Source organism: Paenibacillus sp. CF095, assembly GCF_900101225.1.
In the GTDB taxonomy this organism is placed as follows: domain Bacteria; phylum Bacillota; class Bacilli; order Paenibacillales; family Paenibacillaceae; genus Paenibacillus.
The window spans coordinates 302,179-322,918 of the sequence record NZ_FMZN01000001.1; the positions used below are offsets into that span (position 1 = coordinate 302,179).

General features: G+C 45.6%; 18 protein-coding genes. 15 read left to right on the plus strand and 3 right to left on the minus strand.

The window, feature by feature from the left end; all coding sequences use genetic code 11:
- Positions 1-67 precede the first annotated feature (67 nt).
- The 4 genes from BLS69_RS01395 (at position 68) to BLS69_RS01410 (ending at position 6,263) form a co-directional block, all read left to right on the plus strand.
- Positions 68-1,525 (plus strand): glycoside hydrolase family 1 protein, encoded by a 1,458-nt coding sequence (locus BLS69_RS01395; protein ID WP_074096040.1) that lies wholly within the window; start codon positions 68-70, stop codon positions 1,523-1,525.
- Between the two features lie 192 nt (positions 1,526-1,717).
- Positions 1,718-3,142 (plus strand): glycoside hydrolase family 1 protein, encoded by a 1,425-nt coding sequence (locus BLS69_RS01400; RefSeq protein ID WP_091028057.1) that lies wholly within the window; start codon positions 1,718-1,720, stop codon positions 3,140-3,142.
- A 233-nt stretch (positions 3,143-3,375) separates the two neighbouring features.
- Positions 3,376-4,227, plus strand: a complete 852-nt coding sequence (gene licT, locus BLS69_RS01405) for a BglG family transcription antiterminator LicT (protein WP_036668684.1) — start codon at positions 3,376-3,378, stop codon at positions 4,225-4,227.
- A gap of 128 nt (positions 4,228-4,355) precedes the next feature.
- Positions 4,356-6,263: a beta-glucoside-specific PTS transporter subunit IIABC gene (locus tag BLS69_RS01410; RefSeq protein ID WP_091028060.1), complete on the plus strand. Its 1,908-nt coding sequence runs from the start codon at positions 4,356-4,358 to the stop codon at positions 6,261-6,263.
- Positions 6,264-6,333: 70 nt separating this feature from the next.
- On the opposite strand, the gene BLS69_RS01415 is transcribed toward BLS69_RS01410, so the two are convergent.
- Positions 6,334-7,239, minus strand: coding sequence for a LysR family transcriptional regulator (locus BLS69_RS01415; protein ID WP_091028062.1), 906 nt, complete (start codon positions 7,237-7,239; stop codon positions 6,334-6,336).
- Between the two features lie 184 nt (positions 7,240-7,423).
- On the opposite strand from BLS69_RS01415, the gene BLS69_RS01420 reads away from it, so the two are divergent.
- Both BLS69_RS01420 and BLS69_RS01425 read left to right on the plus strand, forming a co-directional pair.
- The gene (locus BLS69_RS01420; RefSeq protein ID WP_091028065.1) at positions 7,424-8,011 is read left to right on the plus strand and encodes an ankyrin repeat domain-containing protein; all 588 of its coding nucleotides are present in this window, start codon (positions 7,424-7,426) and stop codon (positions 8,009-8,011) included.
- Between the two features lie 50 nt (positions 8,012-8,061).
- Positions 8,062-9,405, plus strand: coding sequence for a uracil/xanthine transporter (locus BLS69_RS01425; protein WP_240768073.1), 1,344 nt, complete (start codon positions 8,062-8,064; stop codon positions 9,403-9,405).
- Positions 9,406-9,473: 68 nt separating this feature from the next.
- On the opposite strand, the gene BLS69_RS01430 is transcribed toward BLS69_RS01425, so the two are convergent.
- Positions 9,474-9,851, minus strand: a complete 378-nt coding sequence (locus BLS69_RS01430; RefSeq protein WP_091013573.1) for a PilZ domain-containing protein — start codon at positions 9,849-9,851, stop codon at positions 9,474-9,476.
- A gap of 188 nt (positions 9,852-10,039) precedes the next feature.
- On the opposite strand from BLS69_RS01430, the gene BLS69_RS01435 reads away from it, so the two are divergent.
- The 6 genes from BLS69_RS01435 (at position 10,040) to BLS69_RS01460 (ending at position 14,381) form a co-directional block, all read left to right on the plus strand.
- Positions 10,040-10,507, plus strand: coding sequence for a DUF6386 family protein (locus tag BLS69_RS01435; protein WP_176872535.1), 468 nt, complete (start codon positions 10,040-10,042; stop codon positions 10,505-10,507).
- A 28-nt stretch (positions 10,508-10,535) separates the two neighbouring features.
- Positions 10,536-11,216 carry a hypothetical protein gene (locus BLS69_RS01440; RefSeq protein WP_091028071.1) on the plus strand — a complete coding sequence of 227 codons (681 nt, stop codon included), beginning with the start codon at positions 10,536-10,538 and terminating at the stop codon, positions 11,214-11,216.
- Positions 11,217-11,245: 29 nt separating this feature from the next.
- Complete coding sequence (locus tag BLS69_RS01445; protein WP_091028073.1) at positions 11,246-11,893, plus strand: SMI1/KNR4 family protein; 648 nt, start codon at positions 11,246-11,248, stop codon at positions 11,891-11,893.
- Between the two features lie 448 nt (positions 11,894-12,341).
- Positions 12,342-12,527: a hypothetical protein gene (locus BLS69_RS01450; protein WP_091028075.1), complete on the plus strand. Its 186-nt coding sequence runs from the start codon at positions 12,342-12,344 to the stop codon at positions 12,525-12,527.
- Between the two features lie 173 nt (positions 12,528-12,700).
- Positions 12,701-13,249: a sigma-70 family RNA polymerase sigma factor gene (locus tag BLS69_RS01455; RefSeq protein ID WP_249912037.1), complete on the plus strand. Its 549-nt coding sequence runs from the start codon at positions 12,701-12,703 to the stop codon at positions 13,247-13,249.
- Complete coding sequence (locus tag BLS69_RS01460) at positions 13,239-14,381, plus strand: DUF4179 domain-containing protein (RefSeq protein WP_091028076.1); 1,143 nt, start codon at positions 13,239-13,241, stop codon at positions 14,379-14,381. The genes BLS69_RS01455 and BLS69_RS01460 overlap by 11 nt, the downstream gene beginning before the upstream one ends.
- A gap of 123 nt (positions 14,382-14,504) precedes the next feature.
- On the opposite strand, the gene BLS69_RS01465 is transcribed toward BLS69_RS01460, so the two are convergent.
- Positions 14,505-16,490: a beta-galactosidase gene (locus BLS69_RS01465; protein ID WP_091028079.1), complete on the minus strand. Its 1,986-nt coding sequence runs from the start codon at positions 16,488-16,490 to the stop codon at positions 14,505-14,507.
- A gap of 114 nt (positions 16,491-16,604) precedes the next feature.
- Here BLS69_RS01465 and BLS69_RS01470 point away from each other — a divergent pair, with 114 nt between their 5' ends.
- The 3 genes from BLS69_RS01470 (at position 16,605) to BLS69_RS01480 (ending at position 20,565) form a co-directional block, all read left to right on the plus strand.
- Positions 16,605-17,447 carry an AraC family transcriptional regulator gene (locus tag BLS69_RS01470; protein WP_091028081.1) on the plus strand — a complete coding sequence of 281 codons (843 nt, stop codon included), beginning with the start codon at positions 16,605-16,607 and terminating at the stop codon, positions 17,445-17,447.
- Between the two features lie 289 nt (positions 17,448-17,736).
- The gene (locus BLS69_RS01475) at positions 17,737-18,780 is read left to right on the plus strand and encodes a pectate lyase family protein (protein WP_036617386.1); all 1,044 of its coding nucleotides are present in this window, start codon (positions 17,737-17,739) and stop codon (positions 18,778-18,780) included.
- A gap of 306 nt (positions 18,781-19,086) precedes the next feature.
- Complete coding sequence (locus BLS69_RS01480; RefSeq protein WP_176872537.1) at positions 19,087-20,565, plus strand: methyl-accepting chemotaxis protein; 1,479 nt, start codon at positions 19,087-19,089, stop codon at positions 20,563-20,565.
- Positions 20,566-20,740: the final 175 nt, after the last annotated feature.

Here is a 20,740-nt window from a genome sequence, read left to right on the forward strand (position 1 = left end):
CTGCTCTAAATTACACAATGTTTTACCTGGAAAAACCAAAATAAATTTCGAAAAGAGGTTGTTGTTCATGACCACGGCAAAAAAAGGATTCCCCGAAAACTTCCTATGGGGCGGCGCTACAGCTGCCAATCAATTGGAGGGTGCATTCGATAAGGACGGCAAAGGCCTCTCCACAGCGGACATGATCGCTCATGTTCCGAAAGAGAAGCGTACAGGCGGACATGCCATGGAAATTTCCTCTTCCCGAATCGAAGAGATCCTCTCCGGCAAAATCGAAGAACGGTTCCCGAAACGTTTTGGTATCGATTTCTATCATCACTTTAGAGAAGATATTGCATTGTTCGCTGAAATGGGCTTCAAAGTATTCCGTTTGTCCATTCACTGGGCACGTATTTTCCCGAACGGTTATGATCAAGAGCCAAATGAAGCTGGCTTGAAATTCTATGATGAAGTATTCGACGAATTGTTGAAATATGGCATCGAGCCGCTCGTTACACTGTCTCACTATGAGACACCGCTTGGCTTGACGCAAAAATATAATGGCTGGGCTGGCCGTGAAGTAATCCAGCACTATGTTCGATATGCAGAAACGGTATTCAACCGTTATAAAAATAAAGTGAAATACTGGCTGACGTTTAATGAAATTAACGTCATGCTGTTCAGCCCGTACACTGGCGGCGGCATTCTGATCGATAAAGTGGACAACAAACTGCAAACAACTTATCAAGCGCTGCATCATCAATTTGTAGCAAGTGCATTGGTTACGAAGCTTGCTCACGAGATTATCCCTGGTTCCCAAGTGGGTTGTATGCTTGCTCGTATGGAAACCTATGCAGCAACATGTAATCCGGTAGATGTTCGTCTGGCTCAACACGAGAATCAGATCAACCTCTTCTTCACGGACATGCATGCTCGTGGTAAGTACCCGAACTACATGGCTCGTTATTTTGAAGAAAACGACATCGTGATCCAAAAAGAAGCAGGCGATGATGAGATCTTGCTGAACAATACCGTTGATTTCATCTCCTTCAGTTACTACATGTCCGTAACCAAATCTGCATCCGCAGACAAGGAAGAAACATCGGGTAACCTGACTGGCGGCGTGAAAAACCCTTATCTGGAAGCATCCGACTGGGGCTGGGAGATCGATCCGATCGGTCTGCGTGTAACCCTGAACAACTTCTGGGATCGTTACCAGAAACCATTGTTCATCGTAGAAAATGGTCTGGGCGCATATGACCGTGTTGAAGAAGACGGTTCGATCCATGACTCCTATCGAGTGGATTACCTGAAAAAACACATCGAACAAATGAAAGAAGCCATCAAAGATGGCGTGGATCTGATTGGATTTACAGCATGGGGCCCGATTGACCTTGTGAGTATGTCCACTTCCGAAATGTCCAAACGTTATGGTTTCATCTACGTGGATCTGGATGACGAAGGTAACGGAACACTCAAACGTTCCAAAAAGGATTCATTTGACTGGTACAAAAACGTAATCTCCAGCAATGGTGAGCAGCTGTAAAATCTCGTTTCCAGGATTGTTACCGCATAAAAAGCGGGCAAAACCTAACGCGAAAGTTGGCATGGAAGGAATCTAATTTTCCTGATGGCCCTTTCAGTTGGAGATTGTCCGCTTTTTCCTGTCGGCAAAGGATAGAGTATTGCATTTAGACAAAGAATGAAAATATCGTTAATTTAGAGAGGAATGATTGATATGACTACACCATTTCCGAAAGACTTCCTATGGGGCGGCGCTGTAGCAGCCAACCAACTTGAAGGAGCTTATAATACAGATGGCAAAGGTCTGTCTGTTCAAGATGTAATGCCACACGGGATTACAACGCCTAGAACGGAAGCACCTACAGAAGATAACCTGAAACTGATCGGTATCGATTTCTACAACCGTTACAAAGAGGATGTTAAACTGTTTGCTGAAATGGGCTTCAAAGTGTTCCGTACATCCATCGCTTGGTCCCGTATCTTCCCTAAAGGTGATGAATTGGAACCAAACGAGAAAGGTCTGCAATTCTACGATGACCTGTTCGATGAGTGCCACAAATATGGCATTGAACCACTCGTAACGATCTCTCACTATGAGACACCGCTGCATCTGTCCAAAACGTATGATGGCTGGGTTAACCGTAAAATGATCGAGTTCTACGAGCGTTATGTAACAGTGCTTTTCAACCGTTTCAAAGGCAAAGTTAAATACTGGCTGACATTCAATGAGATTAACTCCATCCTGGAGGAGCCATTCATGAGCGGCGGGATCTATACGCCAAAAGCAGAACTGTCCAAACAGGATCTGTACCAAGCGATCCATCATGAATTGGTAGCTAGTGCCCTGGCTGTAAAACTGGGTCATGAAATTATGCCTGAAGCCAAAATCGGTTGTATGGTACTGAGCATGCCTACGTACCCGTTGACTCCGAATCCGGATGATGTGGTTGCAGCGATGCATGCGGAACAGCGCAATGATATCTTTGCTGATATCCATGCACGTGGTTACTATCCAAAATACATTAATCGTTATTTCAAAGCGAATAATATCAATATCAAGTTTGAAGACGGCGATGCTGAAATTTTGAAGCATACCGTAGACTTTATCTCGTTCAGTTATTATGTAAGTATCTGTGAGACAGGTGATCCCGAGAAACGTATCGAAGGAAAAGGAAACTTGTTCGCGGGTGTACAAAACCCGTACCTCAAAGCGAGTGAGTGGGGCTGGCAGATCGATCCGCAAGGACTGCGCGTAACCCTGAACAAATACTGGGACCGTTATCAAAAACCATTGTTTATTGTCGAAAATGGTCTGGGTGCAGTAGATGAGCTAATCACGGACGAAAATGGCAATAAAACGGTGAACGATGATTACCGTATTCAATACTTGAATGACCATCTGGTACAGGTGGGCGAAGCTCTTGAGGATGGCGTAGAAGTGATGGGGTATACGTCATGGGGCTGTATTGACCTGGTAAGTGCTTCGACAGCAGAAATGAAGAAACGTTATGGTTTCATCTATGTAGACCGCAACAATGACGGTTCAGGAACATTGGATCGTTACAAGAAAAAATCATTCCATTGGTACAAGGAAGTTATTAGTACAAATGGCGCAAGTCTTAAGAACAACAACGAGTAAATACTAGTGCTATAAGCAGAGTTGTACAAGCACCTTCTTATGTCACATTAACGCACATTAACCGCTTTCACAAAAACATTGTCATATGGATAATTATATGGTAAGATGGGCCTAAGGCTAATGAATACTGGATTGTTACTGTTCAATCAGGCAAAACCAGAGGCGGGGCATATTTCGTGACCTGCTTTGGTTTTGCCTTTTACTACTTTGACGGTGCAAGGTGATGTGAAGAAATGAAAATTGAGAAGGTGCTGAACAACAACGTAGTTACCGTAATTGATCCGGGAGGAAACGAACTGGTCGTTATGGGACGTGGAATTGCCTTCAAAAAGCATACTGGTGAATCGATTGACGAGAGTCTCGTCGAAAAAATATTCTCGCTTGAAAGTAAGGAAGTATCACAGAAACTTAAAACACTTCTGTCTGATATCCCGGTTGAATATGTCGAGTGCTCGGATGAGATTATCCGTTATGCCGAGACGGTGTTAGGTGAGAAGCTGCATGAAAGCATCTACATTTCACTGACGGATCATATTCATTTTGCCATTGATCGACATCGTCAAGGATTGCAGATCCGTAACGCATTGTTCTGGGAGATCAAGCGCATGTACCGGAAGGAATATGCCATTGGACTCAAGGCGCTACAGATTATTGAGGAAACATTAGGGGTCCTGCTACCCGAAGACGAATGCGCATTCATTGCAATGCATCTGGTTAATGCCCAGATGAACGGTGAGATGAGGGAAACGATCAGTATTACAAACATTGTTAAGGACATACTTAACATCGTAAGACGTAGCTTTGTGATTGAACTTGATGAAGATTCATTGAGTTATTATCGATTTTTAACTCATCTGAAGTTCTTTGCCCAACGTGTGTTGCAAGGAACGGCGATTGAAGATAAAGAAGAAGATAATCCGCTTCATGACTTGGTGAGCAAGCAGTATCCGGAAGCACATGCATGTGCAGTAAGGATCAGTGATTATACGCGTAAGATCTATAATCGGGTGTTGTCCAAGGAAGAAATACTGTATCTGACCATTCATATTGAACGAGTTGTCAGAAATGAACAAACAATTGAATAAAGTTGGGATTGTTACTGCTAAAAAGGCAAAACCTAAACGTTGAATAATGATAAGCTTTTCTGCTTTGTCATTATTCAGTGTTTAGGTTTTTTTTTAACCTTCATTACACATAAAAGGAGCAAAACACAATGGATAAACAACAATTGTCCAAGGATATTTTGAAGCTTGTTGGTGGCGAAGAGAATATCGATCAAGTCACTCACTGTATGACAAGACTCAGATTTAACCTGAATGACAACCAAAAAGCGGACAAAGCGACGCTGAAAAATACACCAGGCGTTATGGGCGTGATGGAAAACGGTGGACAGTTCCAGGTTATCATTGGTAACGATGTGCCTATCGTGTATAACGCACTCGTTGGCAACATGTCCAAATCACCAACCGCAGATAATGCCTCATCCGGTGCTTCAACTGGAGAAAAGAAAAAGAGAAATCCAATAAGTGCGCTGTTCGACTTCATCTCAGGTATGTTTACACCAATTCTGCCTGCGATTACGGGTGCAGGTATGATCAAAGGGATCGTGGCCATCCTTGTCGCAGTTGGATGGTTGTCCGATACCAGTTCGACCTACATCATTTTGTCTGCAATCGGTGACGGTGCATTCTACTTCCTGCCAATCATTCTGGCGATTAGTGCTGCACGTAAGCTGGGTAGTAATATGTATATTGCTGCGGCGCTTGCTGCGGGTATTATGCACCCGACCATTACAGCATTGCTGGCCGATGGTCACAACTCATCCTTTATGGGGATTACAGTCATAGCGGCAACGTATTCTTCTACAGTTATTCCAATTGTTCTAGCAGTTTGGATTGCTTCATATGTAGAAAAAGCCGTTGATCGTGTTGTACATGCTTCACTTAAGTTACTCATTGTTCCAACAGTTACCCTGTTAATTATGGTTCCACTGACGTTGATGACTGTTGGACCACTGGGTACGGTTCTTGGTAATGGTTTGTCTGGTGGTATTTCATGGTTGTTCGACAATATGTCCATCTTCGCAAGTATTCTGATTGGTGGTACGATGTCACTGCTGATCATTACAGGTATGCACTATGCGTTGCTGCCAATCGTTGTAGGTTCAATGACAACACTGGGTTACGACTTTATTATTCCACTGATGTTTGCAGCTAACTTGGCACAAGGTGGTGCAGCATTTGGTGTAGGTCTCAGATCGAGAAATAGCAAAACCAAATCCCTTGCCTATTCCACAGGTCTTACGGCTATTATGGGGATTACGGAACCAGCGATGTATGGTATCAACATGAAGTTCAAAAAACCATTTATTGCAGCGCTTATCGGTGGAGCTATCGCAGGTGCATTTATGGGGATCTTCAATGTTAAATCGTATGTTATTACAGGACTTGCGGGTCTGCCGAGTATTGCCGCATTTGTCAGTCCAGCAATTAGCACATTGATTTATGCTCTGGTTGGTGGTTTGATTGCCATCGTAGCAGCAGCAATCATTACGTATATCTTGGGCTTCCAAGAAGAAAATGCATCAGAGCCAGTAGCTGCACCAGCAGCTGAGCCAGCAACACCAGCAACAACTTCTGCTGCTGTAACTGAAGAGGCAAAAGCACAAGATGAGCAAGTATTTAGCCCGATCACAGGTGAAGTTAAACCGCTGAGCGAAGTGCCGGACCCTGCATTCTCTGAAGAGATTATGGGTAAAGGATTCGCGATTCAACCCTCTGAAGGTCGCGTCGTATCTCCGATCAACGGAACCGTGTTCTCGTTATCGAAGAGTGGACATGCCATTGGTCTGGTAAGTGATACAGGCGCAGAGATGTTGATTCATATCGGGATTGATACCGTGAAGCTGAAAGGTCAATTCTTCTCTCCTAAAGTTCAAGCAGGTGCGAAGGTTGCCGTAGGTGATGTACTGATGGAGTTCGACCGGGAACAGATCGAAAAAGCCGGTTATACAACGATTACACCAGTTATTATTACAAACATGCACCAGTATGAGTCTATTGAGTCTGCTGGTCGCACGACGATCAAAGAAAAAGACTTGTTGTTCACAGCTAAAGCTTAACCATAAAAATGAAACAGCAGCTTCACCGGAATGTAATCCGGTAAAGCTGCTGTTTTTTGCTTATAGCCTTTTACACCACGGGAAGCATACCCTGGACCAGTTGCACAAAGTGTTGTGCAGGCTTGGACAGATAACGGTTCTGCAGCCAGACCAGCGCCGAGCCAACCGTGGAATGCTGATCCTGGATGCGATATACGTGGAATGGGTGCTCGTGATATAGCTGTAGTACCGTGTGAGGCACGATGGAACTGGCGAAGCCGAGTCGGACCAGTTCTAGCAACATATTAATGTCTGAGCACTCACCCATGATGGAGGGGGTAACCTGATGCTCCCGGAACTTGTCCAAAATTAGCTCGAACATACCGAGTCCTTCTGTGCTTGGAAGCAGTAGAGGGATACCTGTAAGCTGATTGAAATAAGTCCGCATCTCCGCTCCAGGGGTCATCTCCGTTGGGCTATCCAGCGGTGTTGAAGAAATATAGAAGAGGGGCTCCTGTGGCAGGTGCAGCACCTCATAGCGTTCTGTCTGGACGGGCATGCGTACACAGGCGAGTTCAACTTTGCCATCTTCCAGCAGGCGGCATAATTGTGCAGACTCATTTTGCTGAATTTTATAGGTAACCTGTGGATGGGTGGTGCGAAACTGTTGCAGTGCTTGTGGGATCAGGCGATCCGATATGGTATTGATGCCAATGGAGAGTTTGCCCCGTATGCCGTGACGGAAACTTTGCATCTCCATTACAGCTTCCTCCATATATTTGGTCAAGGTAACCGCATAATCATAGAAGCTGCGACCCGCCTGCGTTAGCTCCATCATGCGCCCTTTGCGTTCAAATAGAATCACACCAAGCTCTTCTTCCATTAACTTAAGCTGCTGGCTTAAGGGCGGCTGAGCCATGTGAAGTCTCCGGGCTGCTGCTGTAATCTGTTTCTCCTCAGCAATGGCAATGAAATAGCGACATTGTTTGATATCCAAGTGGTTGTTCTCCTTCGCCTGCGATGTATATGTAATTCGTATGGAAAGCCAACAAAACATGTATTTTTAATATACTACGATCTTATGTTACCATACATTAGATTTGCATACCTGACTAACGGGACTTGGTTTCCATATAAATATTGCTGCACGAGAAAGACCTTGAATTGGAGGATGAAGCAACGTGGTTAGAACAATACATGATGCCGCTCTAGCGGGCCATACTGATGAGGTCATTCGATTTATCACACAACAGGGCAGCCGGTTGAATGAACGGGATGCATTGGGGCGAACACCTCTGATGGCAGCGGTGCACGGTAACAAGATAGACACGGCAAGGATGCTAGTGGACGCCGGAGCCGACATTAATCTTCGGGATGCACGATTGGACAACCTGCTGTTATACGCGAGTGCTGAGGGTATGTATGACATGGTCGAACTGGCCGTTGAAGCAGGTGCAGATACAAGGTTAACGAATCGTTTTGGCGGTACAGCCCTTATTCCAGCAGCGGATCGGGGCCATGTGGACATTGTGGAGCTTCTGCTGACACGCAGCGATGTGGATGTGAATCATATCAACAACCTGGGTTGGACAGCCTTGCTGGAAGCAGTCATTTTGGGAGATGGTGGACCGCGTCATCAGCAGATTGTTGCCTTGCTTTTGCAATATGGTGCAGATCCAAAGATTGCGGATCGGGACGGGATTATACCGCTTGCACATGCGAGCCGGCATCGGTATGCCGAGATGGAACGACTATTAACCCAAGTCTGAAGAGACTTATACATTTATGATACAGAACAGTGAAAGGATATTCCGAACGAATGAACAGACATCAAGAGCATTTTTTACAAAAGAATATGAAGGACGTATCTTCCCTGATTTTGGCAGGTATACAATGGTTTTTCTTCCTGTTTACCAATACCGTTGTTGTTCCGCTATCCATTGGACATAATTTTCATCTGTCCCCGGATGCGATCGCTGCCTCGATGCAGCACGCATTCATACTTACCGGAGCAGTGTGTATCCTTCAAGCCGTATTCGGCCATCGATATGCGGTCATGGATGGTCCATCAGGATTATGGTGGGGATTAACGCTAAGTTTGACGGTATCTGCTTCATCGGCCGGTATGAGTCTGGAGCGTATCGGCGGTGGGCTGGCTGCAGGTTTTCTGTTAGCGGGACTAACCATGATGATTCTGGGTTGGCTGGGGGCAGCGCAAGTGCTGCAGAAGCTGTTCACACCTATGGTGAAGAGTGCCATGTTGTTTCTAATGACGATTCAATTAACCATGAATTTTTTCAAAGGTATGATTGGATATACGGAGTTTGGTCGTTTCGATCTGCCTGTTGCCGCATTGTCCGTTGTCATTGCATTTTTGGTGGCATGGATTCAATTAAAGGGTAGGGGGAAACTGGGGAACTACGCGATCCTGATTGGGATTGTGGCAGGCTGGATCGCTTATAGTTTATTGTTTCCTGGACAACATAGCGGACAGCCTAATCAGGCCCCGGCAGGCCTCGAACTGTTTCCGTGGGGAGCACCCAGATGGGAACCGGGTATTGTCATTACTGCATTTTTCGTAGGGCTGGTGAATATGACGAATTCGATCACCACCTTAAGCACAGTCGAGAAGCTATATCAGGCAGAGACAACAAGCCGTCAATATCAGCGATCCTATGCACTAACGGGTCTGTTTACGATGTTGTCATCCTGTGTGGGTGTGCTGCCCTTTGGTTTATTTGCATCTTCAATCGGGTTCCTGGAGAGTACTCGCATTCTGCGTCGTGCTGCCTTTATTATTGGAGCGGGGTTGTTATGTATGATGGGTCTTACACCTTCTGTGACAGCATTTTTTGCACAAATACCACCAAGCGTTGGCAGTGCTGTTCTGTTTGTGGCTTATCTTCAGATGTTCGGCACGGCACTAAGAACGCTTGAAGGTACAACGTTTAATTCTAAAACGATCTATCGTGTAGCGTTGCCGGTCCTCACGGGAGTTGCTGTCATGAATATTCCTGCTGAAGCCTTTCAAACCTTGCCCATGTATCTTATTCCGATCATAAGCAATGGTCTCGTCATTGGGGTATTGGTCTCACTCGTTCTTGAAAAAACCGTGAACTGGTCCAAAATGGAACAACCAGCGACAGTTAGTAAAGCGGCATAAAGAGTTTCATCTTGCGACAGTCCAATTTGATTGGGCTGTTTTTTTGTTTTTGTTATCAGGCTATATGGCTATTTCACGATAATTTTGCCTTGTCCTGCAAGCATTCGCATCTCTCTGGAGAGGCGGTCCTGGTTTCCATCCTGCATTTCCAGTTGAACTCCATAGTGCCATGAGGTATTTTTTTCTTGACCCCAGCGGAGAGTGCCTTCCATATATAGAGGGTCTTCAAAGAGCAGCATATTCATTCCAATCCGAATATCGTTATTCTCTACAGGAAGGGACAGCGGAAATGACAGCTGACAGCCGGATCGACTGATATCGCAGAGTTCGGCCTGAATGGGTTTGGCTGGTGCGTTAACACCGTTGATGCTGAGAATATAGATCTCAAAGTGAATCGGTTCCTTCAATGTGTAGCGAAAGGGTTCTTTTCTATTGTTCATTGACATGGCTTGGCTTCCTCCATCAGGTTCAAAAAAAGTCAGTTATGCTTATATCGACCATTTGGAGCGAGAAATGAAGAGTTGCGAAAGCAGAGATGGTCCATGGGTTCCTTTTACACGTGTATCAGGCTTGATATAATGATTGAATATATTTCTGAGGTCAGACCTGGATCAGATAGAAGGGACGTGTGAATATGAGAGGAACATTTCAAATGGTTACAGATACGGCAACATTGTGCCTGTATGATCTGGCAGCGTTAAAACATCGTGCCGAGGATACTTCGGACTGGTGGTCCATTCCAGTGGATGAGCTGGCTGAGGTGAATGCAGGTCATTGTCTGTTCCTGAATCTGGGTGCGGATGGAGTGTATGAGGTGGAATGGAGCCTGGAGGATGTAGGGGAGGATTCAGGTCCAGATCACGCAGCGGAACGGGAAAAGGTGTATCATCTGCAAGTTCCGTCTGGGCACATCTATCTGGGAGCGGCGGATGATGTCACTGGGGGTGAATTGGAGCCGGATGAGACGTGTGAAGGGGTTCTGTTTCAGTTAAAGCCCGGAAATTATGCGTGTATCGTCTCCAGAGAAGCCAGTCGGATCACCATTGTCATGACACCAAGTATTCAGGGAAATAACACGCTGGATGAATTAATCCGGATATAGTGTACATATACAAACAGGAGGGATTCATATGCAGGATTGGAACGAGATAACGATGATGAATGCAGATGCCCTGCGTAAACGGATGAGAATACTTGCTGCTTTGGATATCATCTTTTCGGAGGAAGAATGGCTACGCGTTCATCATTATGAAGATAAACTTCAGCCAGGTGTGGCATGGGGAAGCATCAATAACGGCGCAGGTGATCATCTGCATGTATTGTTTACGGATTCGGGCACGTTGATCAAGGGATTTGATCATGAGTCACCTTTAAGTCCGCATGCTCGTGAGGATGGTGAGATCTACCCGGGCATGTATGATGAAGTGCCGGAGACGTTGATGGCTGTTCTGCGAGATCAGGAGGAAACATTGGATATGGAAGATGTGACCTTTTGCCTATGGCAGGAAGGGAACGACTTGTCATGGAAGGTTGGTAACTGGATTCAGCTGGCGATGACCGAGGAAGACAAAGCGGACGCCAGAGGTGGTGCGGAATTTTTACTTGGATATATAGAGAAGAACTCGGAAGATTACGTTGATTGGGCAAAAGGGTACTACGACTTGCAGGATCTTCCGTTGGAAGCCGTAGCTGAAATATATGAAGAAAAACCGGTGACCGCCAGCCTGATTAAGCAGTTGTGTCCTGAGCGAGATGTGGTAGCAGCACTGGATGAGTTACAGCAACGCGGGTACGCCGTGGAACAAACGTAATAGAGTAGCGAAGGGAGGAAAGGTAGATTATGTACACTGTACAACTGGAGCGGATGCGTGAAAAGTTGATCACTCTTCGAAGCCTGGACCCGGATCTGGACCTGTTTGGCGCAGAAAACCATGAATATGAAATGGAGCCTGTGTGGACGCAGAAGGATATCGCGCTATTTGAACAGAAATGGCGAATTGAGTTGCCGGAGGAGTATAAGGCATGGCTTCTTCATATGGGAACGGGTGGTGCAGGACCTTATTATGGTCTGGAAAACCCGGATGACGGTGTATACGCTGTGCTTGGTTATGATGATGAGCTGAATGCAATCTCGGACCCTTTTCAATTCACGGAATCATGGAACTGGAACTATGACTGGTTCGAAGACAGCAAGGAAGAAGAGGAATGGGATGCGCTGGAACACGAATATTTTGATCCAAAGTGGTCGGCAGGTATGCTGCGCATCAGTGATTTTGGTTGTGGCATCTCCATGAATCTGATTGTTAAGGGAGCCTCCTACGGAGAGATATGGGTTGATGACCGGGCTAACCGAAATGGAATATATCATGATCAGTATTGGGGCAATACGAATCGATTGCATTTTCTGGACTGGTATGAGTTGTGGTTAGATCGTTCAATCCATCAAATGCATGAACAAAAGCAACAATCTGGAGCGAACGAAGTCTGAAGGAGGTTCTACATATGGGCTGGGAATATGGGATTAGAACAACGGAGCCTGCGATTTTACCTGAAGTCGTCGTGAAGCGTTTGGCAAGTTCATTAAAATTTACCGAAGTGTATAGTTTGGAACACTAAGCCAACGGCTTTGTATTGAAACGTGAAGATCCTTCCTGGCCTATAGCTCTTGAAGTGTGCATAGAAGAGGCCTCTGGGTTAGAAGAAATTGTGGATGGGGAGTTGTATATCTACTGTTTGTTCCATATCTGGGGTGAAAAAGGTCGGAGCTGGATGCATCAGATGGAGCGAGAAACCAGGCAGGTTGATGGTGGTTTAATCTGGTTTGAACTCTGATCGGTAAGAGATTTGCCTGAAACATATATAATGAAGACTTTGACTATATTCGTTCCGCATTGGATCGCGCATTTCCATTAACTGACCCGCGAACTGGAGAAGAGATGAAGGCACTTGATCCCTGCTGGGACAATCCCATTACGAAGGATGTATGGGTAGAGATTTTATCAGAGCTGGATCAACAGGTGGTTGCAGAGCCTGAATTACGGAATTTTTTGAATCAGTTCACAGCTTGGGTGAGAAACCATCTGCAATTGGCCGACGGGATCGAAGTCACCGGCAATTTGTAAGTTAGTTGATCTTGAATTGTTCATGCTTGTGCGTAATTCAGTATACCTGCGGCAGAAGTGCTATGTAATCAAGCTCCCTCATGATGATGGCGGAGCTTTTTTTGATGAATAAAAACCGTTTGCTTCACTCACCCGTCTTATACCACAGAAAGAGAGAGAAGGAGGGATGCGGGGTGGAAACAAAAGCAGAGATGAACCAGAGGATCTATGTACAGACCGAAGATGAGACGGAATTTGTGCAATCCATTATGGAACATCAAGATACGCTCATTTCTATTGCCTACAGCTACCTGCGTAACCGGCAAGATGCGCTGGAAGCTGTGCAGGAGATGACATGCCGAGCTTGGATCAAACGTCGTACGCTGAATAATGAGAAGGCGTTCAAGTCGTGGATCATTCGGATTCTCATCTATGTCTGCATCGATGAACAGAGGCGCCGCAAGCGGGCGACACCTCTGGCGAAGGAGAATCTGGAGGACAGCATTCCGGCGTCTTGGATGATCAGTGTAGATGATAACCGAATTGCTATGGAATCTCTTTTGCAAAAGGTGAAACCGAAATATCGCCATGTATTATTGCTGAAATATTATAACGACATGACACTGACGGATATTGCCTCGATCCTCGGCAAACCAGAAGGGACGATCAAGACCTGGCAGCACAAGGGACTCCAGCAGTTGCGCAAGTTGATGAAGAATAGGAGGGATTGGCATGACCACTAACCCGGAGGAGAAAGCACTTCTTGCAGATGCATATCAGGTGAAAAGAGAGAAGCAGCACTGGAATCCGGCGGACACGACTGCTGCAATTCAACGTGGTCTCGCAAAGGGCAGAACAAAACGATCAGGTAGGACCTTTCGTGTCAAATGGATCACGGCAGTGCTGGTCACGGTTCTGGCTGCAGGTTGGTTTCTTATAGGCCCGCTTGGAAACTATGGGCAACAACCGGCAACATATACTGAGCCTGTAACCCATTGGGGAGTTCTAGAGCCCTTCCGTGGCCTGCTAACTTCGGATATGGACCGTGCTACGATTACTTCAACGCTCAATAATGGTTATGTGCAACTCGTGGATCGGACGGTTACATCGGGCATATATCAGTTTACCGTGAATGCGGTTCTGGCAGATGAGAACAGGATAACGGTATTGTATACCGCTAGAACGGATGCTTCGCAAGAGATGTATTCGATAGTCAATACCAAGATGACGGATGCAAGAACAGGTTATGTCCTTGATAACGGAAATATAGGAGGGGTGCATTTCTCGAATGATAAACATACCATTTATGGCCGGAATACAATTGAGCGAAGTCGAAATAAACCGCTGCCTGAGCAAGTGAATCTACAATTCCAGCTGTCCTCAGTTGTACCAGATGTGGTGAATTATGCAGACAACGGGGAGAAAGAACGAAAATATAAATTTTCCAAAAAAATGAATCTTTCTTTTCCTCTTGATCCTAAGTTTTCTATCCCCAAAACGGAAGTCATTAACGTTAATCGGACTTTTACTCTTGGAGGCTATGAGGTCTTATTGTCGGAGGTGGAGATGTCTCCGCTAGTAACTCGGGTCAAATTTGTCCATGCACCTGATCAAGAGATTGATTACAAAACGAAGTTGTCGATCAGCGAGGTCGTTCGGCCTATCGAGATCATTTCGACCTCCAGGAATGGGAAGCAGACCAAGTTATCCATGGTAGGCGGGAGCGGATCGGAAGATGAAATGATGTATTCTTTCAGTAGCAATCTGTTGGACCATCCGGAGTCCATGGTATTAAAACTTCGTGGTAAACCAGATAAGGTCTATGATGATTTGCAGGAAGCCAAGAATGATGAACTGGAAATCAAAATCAAATAAGATGAACTAACTGGAAATACTCTTATTCAGATTAGGTGGATGTTAGTGAAAGCAGAGAAGGGATGTCCCTGAAGGTCGTAAGCCTTGTGAGACATCCCTTTTTAAATATGAAAACGGCTGATCTTATACAGTTAAAATATCTACTCCCAGAGCTGGAAGGGTCAACTTCTGATCCAACCTCGCGCTGTTCAACAAGCTGCGATAAGGAACGTCCAGCGTAATCTCTCGTTGCTCATTCATCAAATTGATCAGGAAGAGGAAATTTTGCTCCCCCTTCGTTCGAATCGACAGCTCGACACCTTCCGGCAACTGGATTTTGGGCGCCAAATCCTTTTCCTTCAATATGCCTTCAAACAGCTGATAGAAATACGATGGCTCCGGCCAAGTGCCGACATAATACACTTCACCTTCACCAAACTTATTGACAGTAACCGCCGGTACACCCTCGTAAAAGTCGTTGTCATACCAGGCGATCGGCTCTGCCCCTCGCAGTTCCAGTAGATCACACCATTGCTTCGCAGCGAATGTCTTGCCCTCCGCGTTCCGTATCCGATGCTCACTGCTGCCGATGGCATCATATTCACTTACGACAACACCCGCCGCTTCTGCCAGTAGCCCCGGCAGAGGCAGCATCTCACATACATTCCTCATGTTCTTCACACCAGTCCGATTGGTGAGGACAACCGTCCCCCCTTTAGCTGCGAATCGCTCCAGTCGTTGTGCTACTTCTTCACTTAACAGGAAGAGGGAAGGGACAACGACCAGCTTGTACCCATCGAGCTCCTCGGTCCAATTGATAACGTCTGTACCTACGCCCATTTTAAGAAATGCATTATGCATTGAGGACAGGTTGTCTATATAGTGCATTCCCCCTTCCGCCTGCGGCTGAAGGGAAAGCGCCGTATGCTGATCATGCGAATGCAGAATCGCAACTTGGGTAACAATGGTCGAGTCGGCTAGCATTTCTCCTAACTGGTTCACCTCGCGAGTAAGCTCCGCGAACTCCCTGAACCTGCGTCCAGGAACATTGCTGTGGTCGATCAGCCCATGCCAGAATTGTTCGGCTCCGACGGTTGCACTCCGCCAGCGGAAATGGACGACCATATCTGCACCGCGAGCGATTGTCTGCCAGGAGCGAGCTCGGATCAGTCCAGGATACGGGGTGCGCTGAATCGGCATCCAGGCGCCCTGTGCTCCGCTGAGCTGTTCCATTACCCAGAAATTCCGGCGTTTGATACCGCGAACCAAGTCCAACGTAAGCGCTCCGTTCCTCGGAAACCGATCGCCATAATCGCGATACAGCTCATTCGGATAATAATCAACAGAGACGAAGTCCAATTCGTTGTGCATATCATAATAGTCCAGGCTATTCGGATACTGCCACATGTTATGCGTCACAAATTGGCCTGGACAGTTACGGCGTAAAATCTCAAGCTGCCATCCCAGCAGATAGCCTACGCTGTCAGAACAAAATCGTTTGTACTCCAGAAGATAGGAAGGATTCATCGGTTTGCTGGCACCGAGTGGTGTTGTTACCTCAGCCCAGCTGCTGTACTCACCACTCCAGACGACCGTTCCCCACTCCCGGTTCAACTCCTCCAGATTGGAATAACGCTTTTGAAGCCAAGCGACAAATGAACGATTACATGTATCACAATGGCATTCCTGGTAGTGCATCTCGTTATCGATTTGCCAGCCTATGACGGCGGGATGCTTACTATAGCGCTGTGATATCGCTTCCACAAATTTGGAGCCCAGCATTCTCAAGGAAGGGCTGTTGTTGCAACGATGTCCACGCACACCTGGCCGAATGATGTGGCGTTGTTCATCCATGGGCAGCACATCCGGATAACGGGTTGTCATCCAGTTTGGCGGGGTATTGGTGGGGGTGCATAACACAATTTCCATGCCGCGCGAAGCGAATACTTCTATAGCCGCATCCAGCCATTCAAACTGATAATTACCCTCAGTCGGTTCCATTCGGCTCCAGGCGAACTCTGCCATTCGCACAACAGCAACCCCTGTCTGTTGCATAAGTATGGCATCTTTCTCCCATAACTCCGGGGTCCATTGCTCTGGATAATAATCAATTCCTATCTTAATTGTCATCCTGTGATCTCCTTTATTTATCAATATATTGCGATTATATGTTATATTAATTCGAGTGAATATCTTAAATAATTAATATGATATAACAATATTAAGATCAGGAGAGTTAGTCGTATGCCTCATCCCAATCGTAATTTCCCGGTGTTATCTGCCCGAGACAAGCTGCTCCCTTTTTATTTACTTGGCATCGGCCTGCATCATGAACAGGAGCATATCCGCCGAGACCAAGGCATTGAGGATTATCAGTGGATACAATGCCGCAGCGGTGTGGGTAAGCTCAAGCTAAGTGAAACGGAACATATCGTCAAGCCAGGTATGGGCATGCTGTTATTCCCTGGACAGAAGCACGAATACTATGCGCTATCCGACAGTTGGGAAGTCGACTGGATCATTTTCGATGGCAACGGGTCAGCAAACTTGTTTGAAACCGTGGGCATTGTCGACACATGCGTATACACGCTTGCACAGCCTGAATACCTTCTATCCCGAATGCGGGAGCTGCTGCAAGCTGCCTTAACACCACAAGAGCAGACATTAAGCAATTACGCCTGCTCCGCTGTCCTCTATACCTTATTGACAGAGATTATTCAACGCGTATCTGTCGAGGGCAGCGATACCGTCGGGCAGCAGTATGAGCGAATAAAGCCGGTTCTGGACTATATTGAACAGCATTATGCTGAAGAGATTACTTTGCCAACGCTGGCTGGATTGATCTGTGTCACACCAGAATATTTCTGTCATTTGTTTAAGAAGACGACAGGTATTCGTCCCATCAGCTATGTTAATCAGGTAAGAGTCAACAAGAGCAAGGAACTGCTGCTCGACAATGTGCAGCGCGGGATGGAGGATATTGCTCGTCAAGTCGGTTTCGAATCGACCAGCTATTATGGAGCCATCTTCAAAAAGCTGGAACGACTTACACCTGGCGCCTTCCGACGCAGCTATCAGAAGTCGTGACATATTATTATCCGCAAGCGATGGATTTTCGTCAGAGGCTTCAGGAACTGATCCGAGGGCAGATCAGTTCCTAGTTGTATCACATAGTACTCGTTAATAGAGCCGCTAATTAGCGGCTCTATTTTGTGTGAAAAAATGGCCTGGTTTTACGTTTTTTCACTATATCTGATCTGCTGTTGCATAAAAATGATAATAATTGTCTTTTTGCAATTTTTGTATTGTCACAGCCAAAGTTACACGATATAATCGAGTTGTCTTTGAGGATAATATTATAAAGGATGGTGAAATTTTGAAGAAATTTTCGATGCTTTTACTCGCTGTAACTCTATTGTTGTTAACTGTCTCCACAGCCCCGTCTACATATGGTGCGGCCAGTTATCCAAACACAGGTACGAATGGGTTGACTGGTTTTGCAGGCAGTGCCAAGAATGAAAATGGTGTGTCCAAGTCAGCTACGACAGGTGGCAAGAACGGCCAGGTGGTTTACGTTAGTAATCTTAATGACTTGAGAACACATATGGCAGGCTCTACAGCCAAGATTGTCGTCGTTGAACAGAATATTTCTTCCTCCACGCTACAAAAGGTTGAATTCGGAGCGAACAAGACACTTGTAGGTTCCTTTGGCAAACATACATTAACGAATATTCATTTCAGATCCACAAGCAGTTCAAGCAATGTGATTTTTCAGAATCTGACTTTTGAACACGCTTCCAATATTAATGCCAATGATGATATCCAGATGTATATCACTTCAGGCTCCAATTACTGGATTGATCATGTGACGTTTGCTGGTCACAGCTACAGCTCTGGCGGTAGTGATCTGGACAAACTTCTGTATATTGGCGATCGCGCCGACTATATTACGATTAGCAATTCCAAATTTGCGAACCATAAGTATGGCGTCATCTTGGGTCATCCGAATGATGGTAACAGCAGTTACAATGGAGTACCTCATGTGACGATGTCCAATAATTACTTCGAAAATTTATATGTACGTGGTCCTGGACTTTTAAGATATGGTTACTTCCATCTCAAAAACAACTATGCAAACAACTTTAATCAGGCCATCACAATTGGTGAAAAAGCACGGATTTATTCTGAAAACAACTACTTTGGTGCTGGCGCTGAAAAGGGTGGCATCTTAGATGACAAAGGAAAAGGTGAGTTTACGGATACGGGAAGTACACCAGCGCTTAATAGTCCGACTTCTCCTAAAACGAACTGGAGACCAAGCTCCAATTACAGTTATCAGGTAGAGAGTGCCAGCTATGCGCGTGAGTTCGTCACCAAGTATGCAGGTTCCTCCAATACAACACTTGTATTCGGAAAATAAGACCATGTATTCATGTTTATTAGCGTAACCAAGAAGCCTTTCTTGTACGTAACAGCGTATAAGAAGGGCTTTTTATGTTTTTTTTATATGGAAGCACATTAATTAAAAGTAAATATTTAAATTTATATCCGGAATACCGATATACATAATGTAGCGCTGCTTTCATGTTTGTGAAGTAACATTGTACTATGGCGGTGGCCTGAGCGTTGCGTCGAAATATGCACGGTAGAAAACCATAAAGAGGCCGGTGTGAGTGCGAGTATGCCCTACAATCGCAAGTTATTTTATCTAAAGGACGGGGTATGCATGAATCGTATTGACGAAATTATATGGAAACGGAACAAGATCATCAGCATCATTCTATGGGTTGTATTAATTGTAGGATTTTCTGTAGCTTTAATTGAGCCCAAATTATTTATTTCCAACGGTGTTGTGATCTTGTATGGAATATGGCTCGCTTATGCAAACGCCAAAAAGAAGCACATCCATCTAATTCCTTGGGTGAACACTGTGCTGATCTCGTTGTGTGGGGTATTCGCCGGATGGGGAAGTGTTGAACCGCTGCTTGCCATTCTCATCTCTTCGATCCTGCTTATTTATCCAAATAAAAAATTATTTGTCATCGGATTTTCGGTTATGCTTGCGAACAACATTCTTCAACTTGTGATTATTCCTACAACGACTCAGGATCAGTTTGTGACTAATGCAATCAACGTAGGGCTGTTCGCCGTTACGGGCGGAATCATGTTCATGGTGTCCTATCTGAACCAAAAGCTCTTTCATGAAAGTGAAAAAAGATGGAGCGAGGTCGAAGCGTCGCGGACCCGGGTGGAAACGATGCTTGAACGGGTTAAGGAGTCTGTTGGCGGACTATCTCGTTATACGGATCAATTGAAGCAAAAGGTGGATTCAACAGGTTCCATTACCCATGAAGTGACCCTGGGATTCAGTGAAGTTGCCAAAGGTGTGGAGTTCCAGGCGACCAGTGTGGCCGACATTTCGGAATCCTTAGCTGTATCGGATCGGCATATTAAGGACGTTGCGTTGTACTCCCAGCAGATGAAAGAGTTGTCTGCAAGTATGGCAACGAGTACGCAAACAGGAAGCGAACATATGGACCAACTGAATATTCAGATGCAAGAGTTATATGAAACGATCAATACAACTGCAAATGACATGCGAAAGTTCAATGAGGAAAGTGAATCCATGACACTTATGCTGAACAGCATAGCGGATATCGCAACTCAGACCAACCTGCTCGCGCTTAATGCAGCCATTGAAGCGGCTCGTGCAGGCGAGCATGGACGCGGGTTTGCCGTTGTATCAGAGGAAGTACGCAAGCTGGCCGAGAGCTCAGGTCAATCTGCGAATGATATTTCAACCATTCTGTCTCGATTAAAAGGACAGACGCAGGCACTGACAGATCGATTCGAACGTATTCGTCTATCGTTACAACACGGAAGAGACAGTGTGCAAACGGCAGATGAAGTGTTCCGTACAATTAACAGCAACTCTCAGCATGTGTTGAATCAAGCGACAGATATTGAGATGAGTTCGGCTACAATGAAGGAATCTTCCACCAGAGTAGTGAATGAGGTTTCCGAGATTTCGAGTGTAACGGAGCAATCCAGTGCAGCGACAGAAGAGATTCTGGCGAGCATGGAAGAACAACGTAACCTGACACAGAAGATGGTGGAAAGTTTCGGAGAACTGGAACAACTGATTGTGAACCTAAATGACTTAGTCTCGGATCACCAGGCTTCTTCCGTTGAGAATAAACTTTAATACTATATCGTTGAAAGTTCGTCTGTACGTATTTATCGTGCTGGACGGGCTTTTTTTCATCTGCAGTACAGCTTGAAGCCGACATTTTTTTCCTATACAGTGTGTGTAGAGTATGAAGAGAGTAGAACTGAAACTGTACATGGTAGTTAAAAGAAGATGTTACCTCATGGGGGAG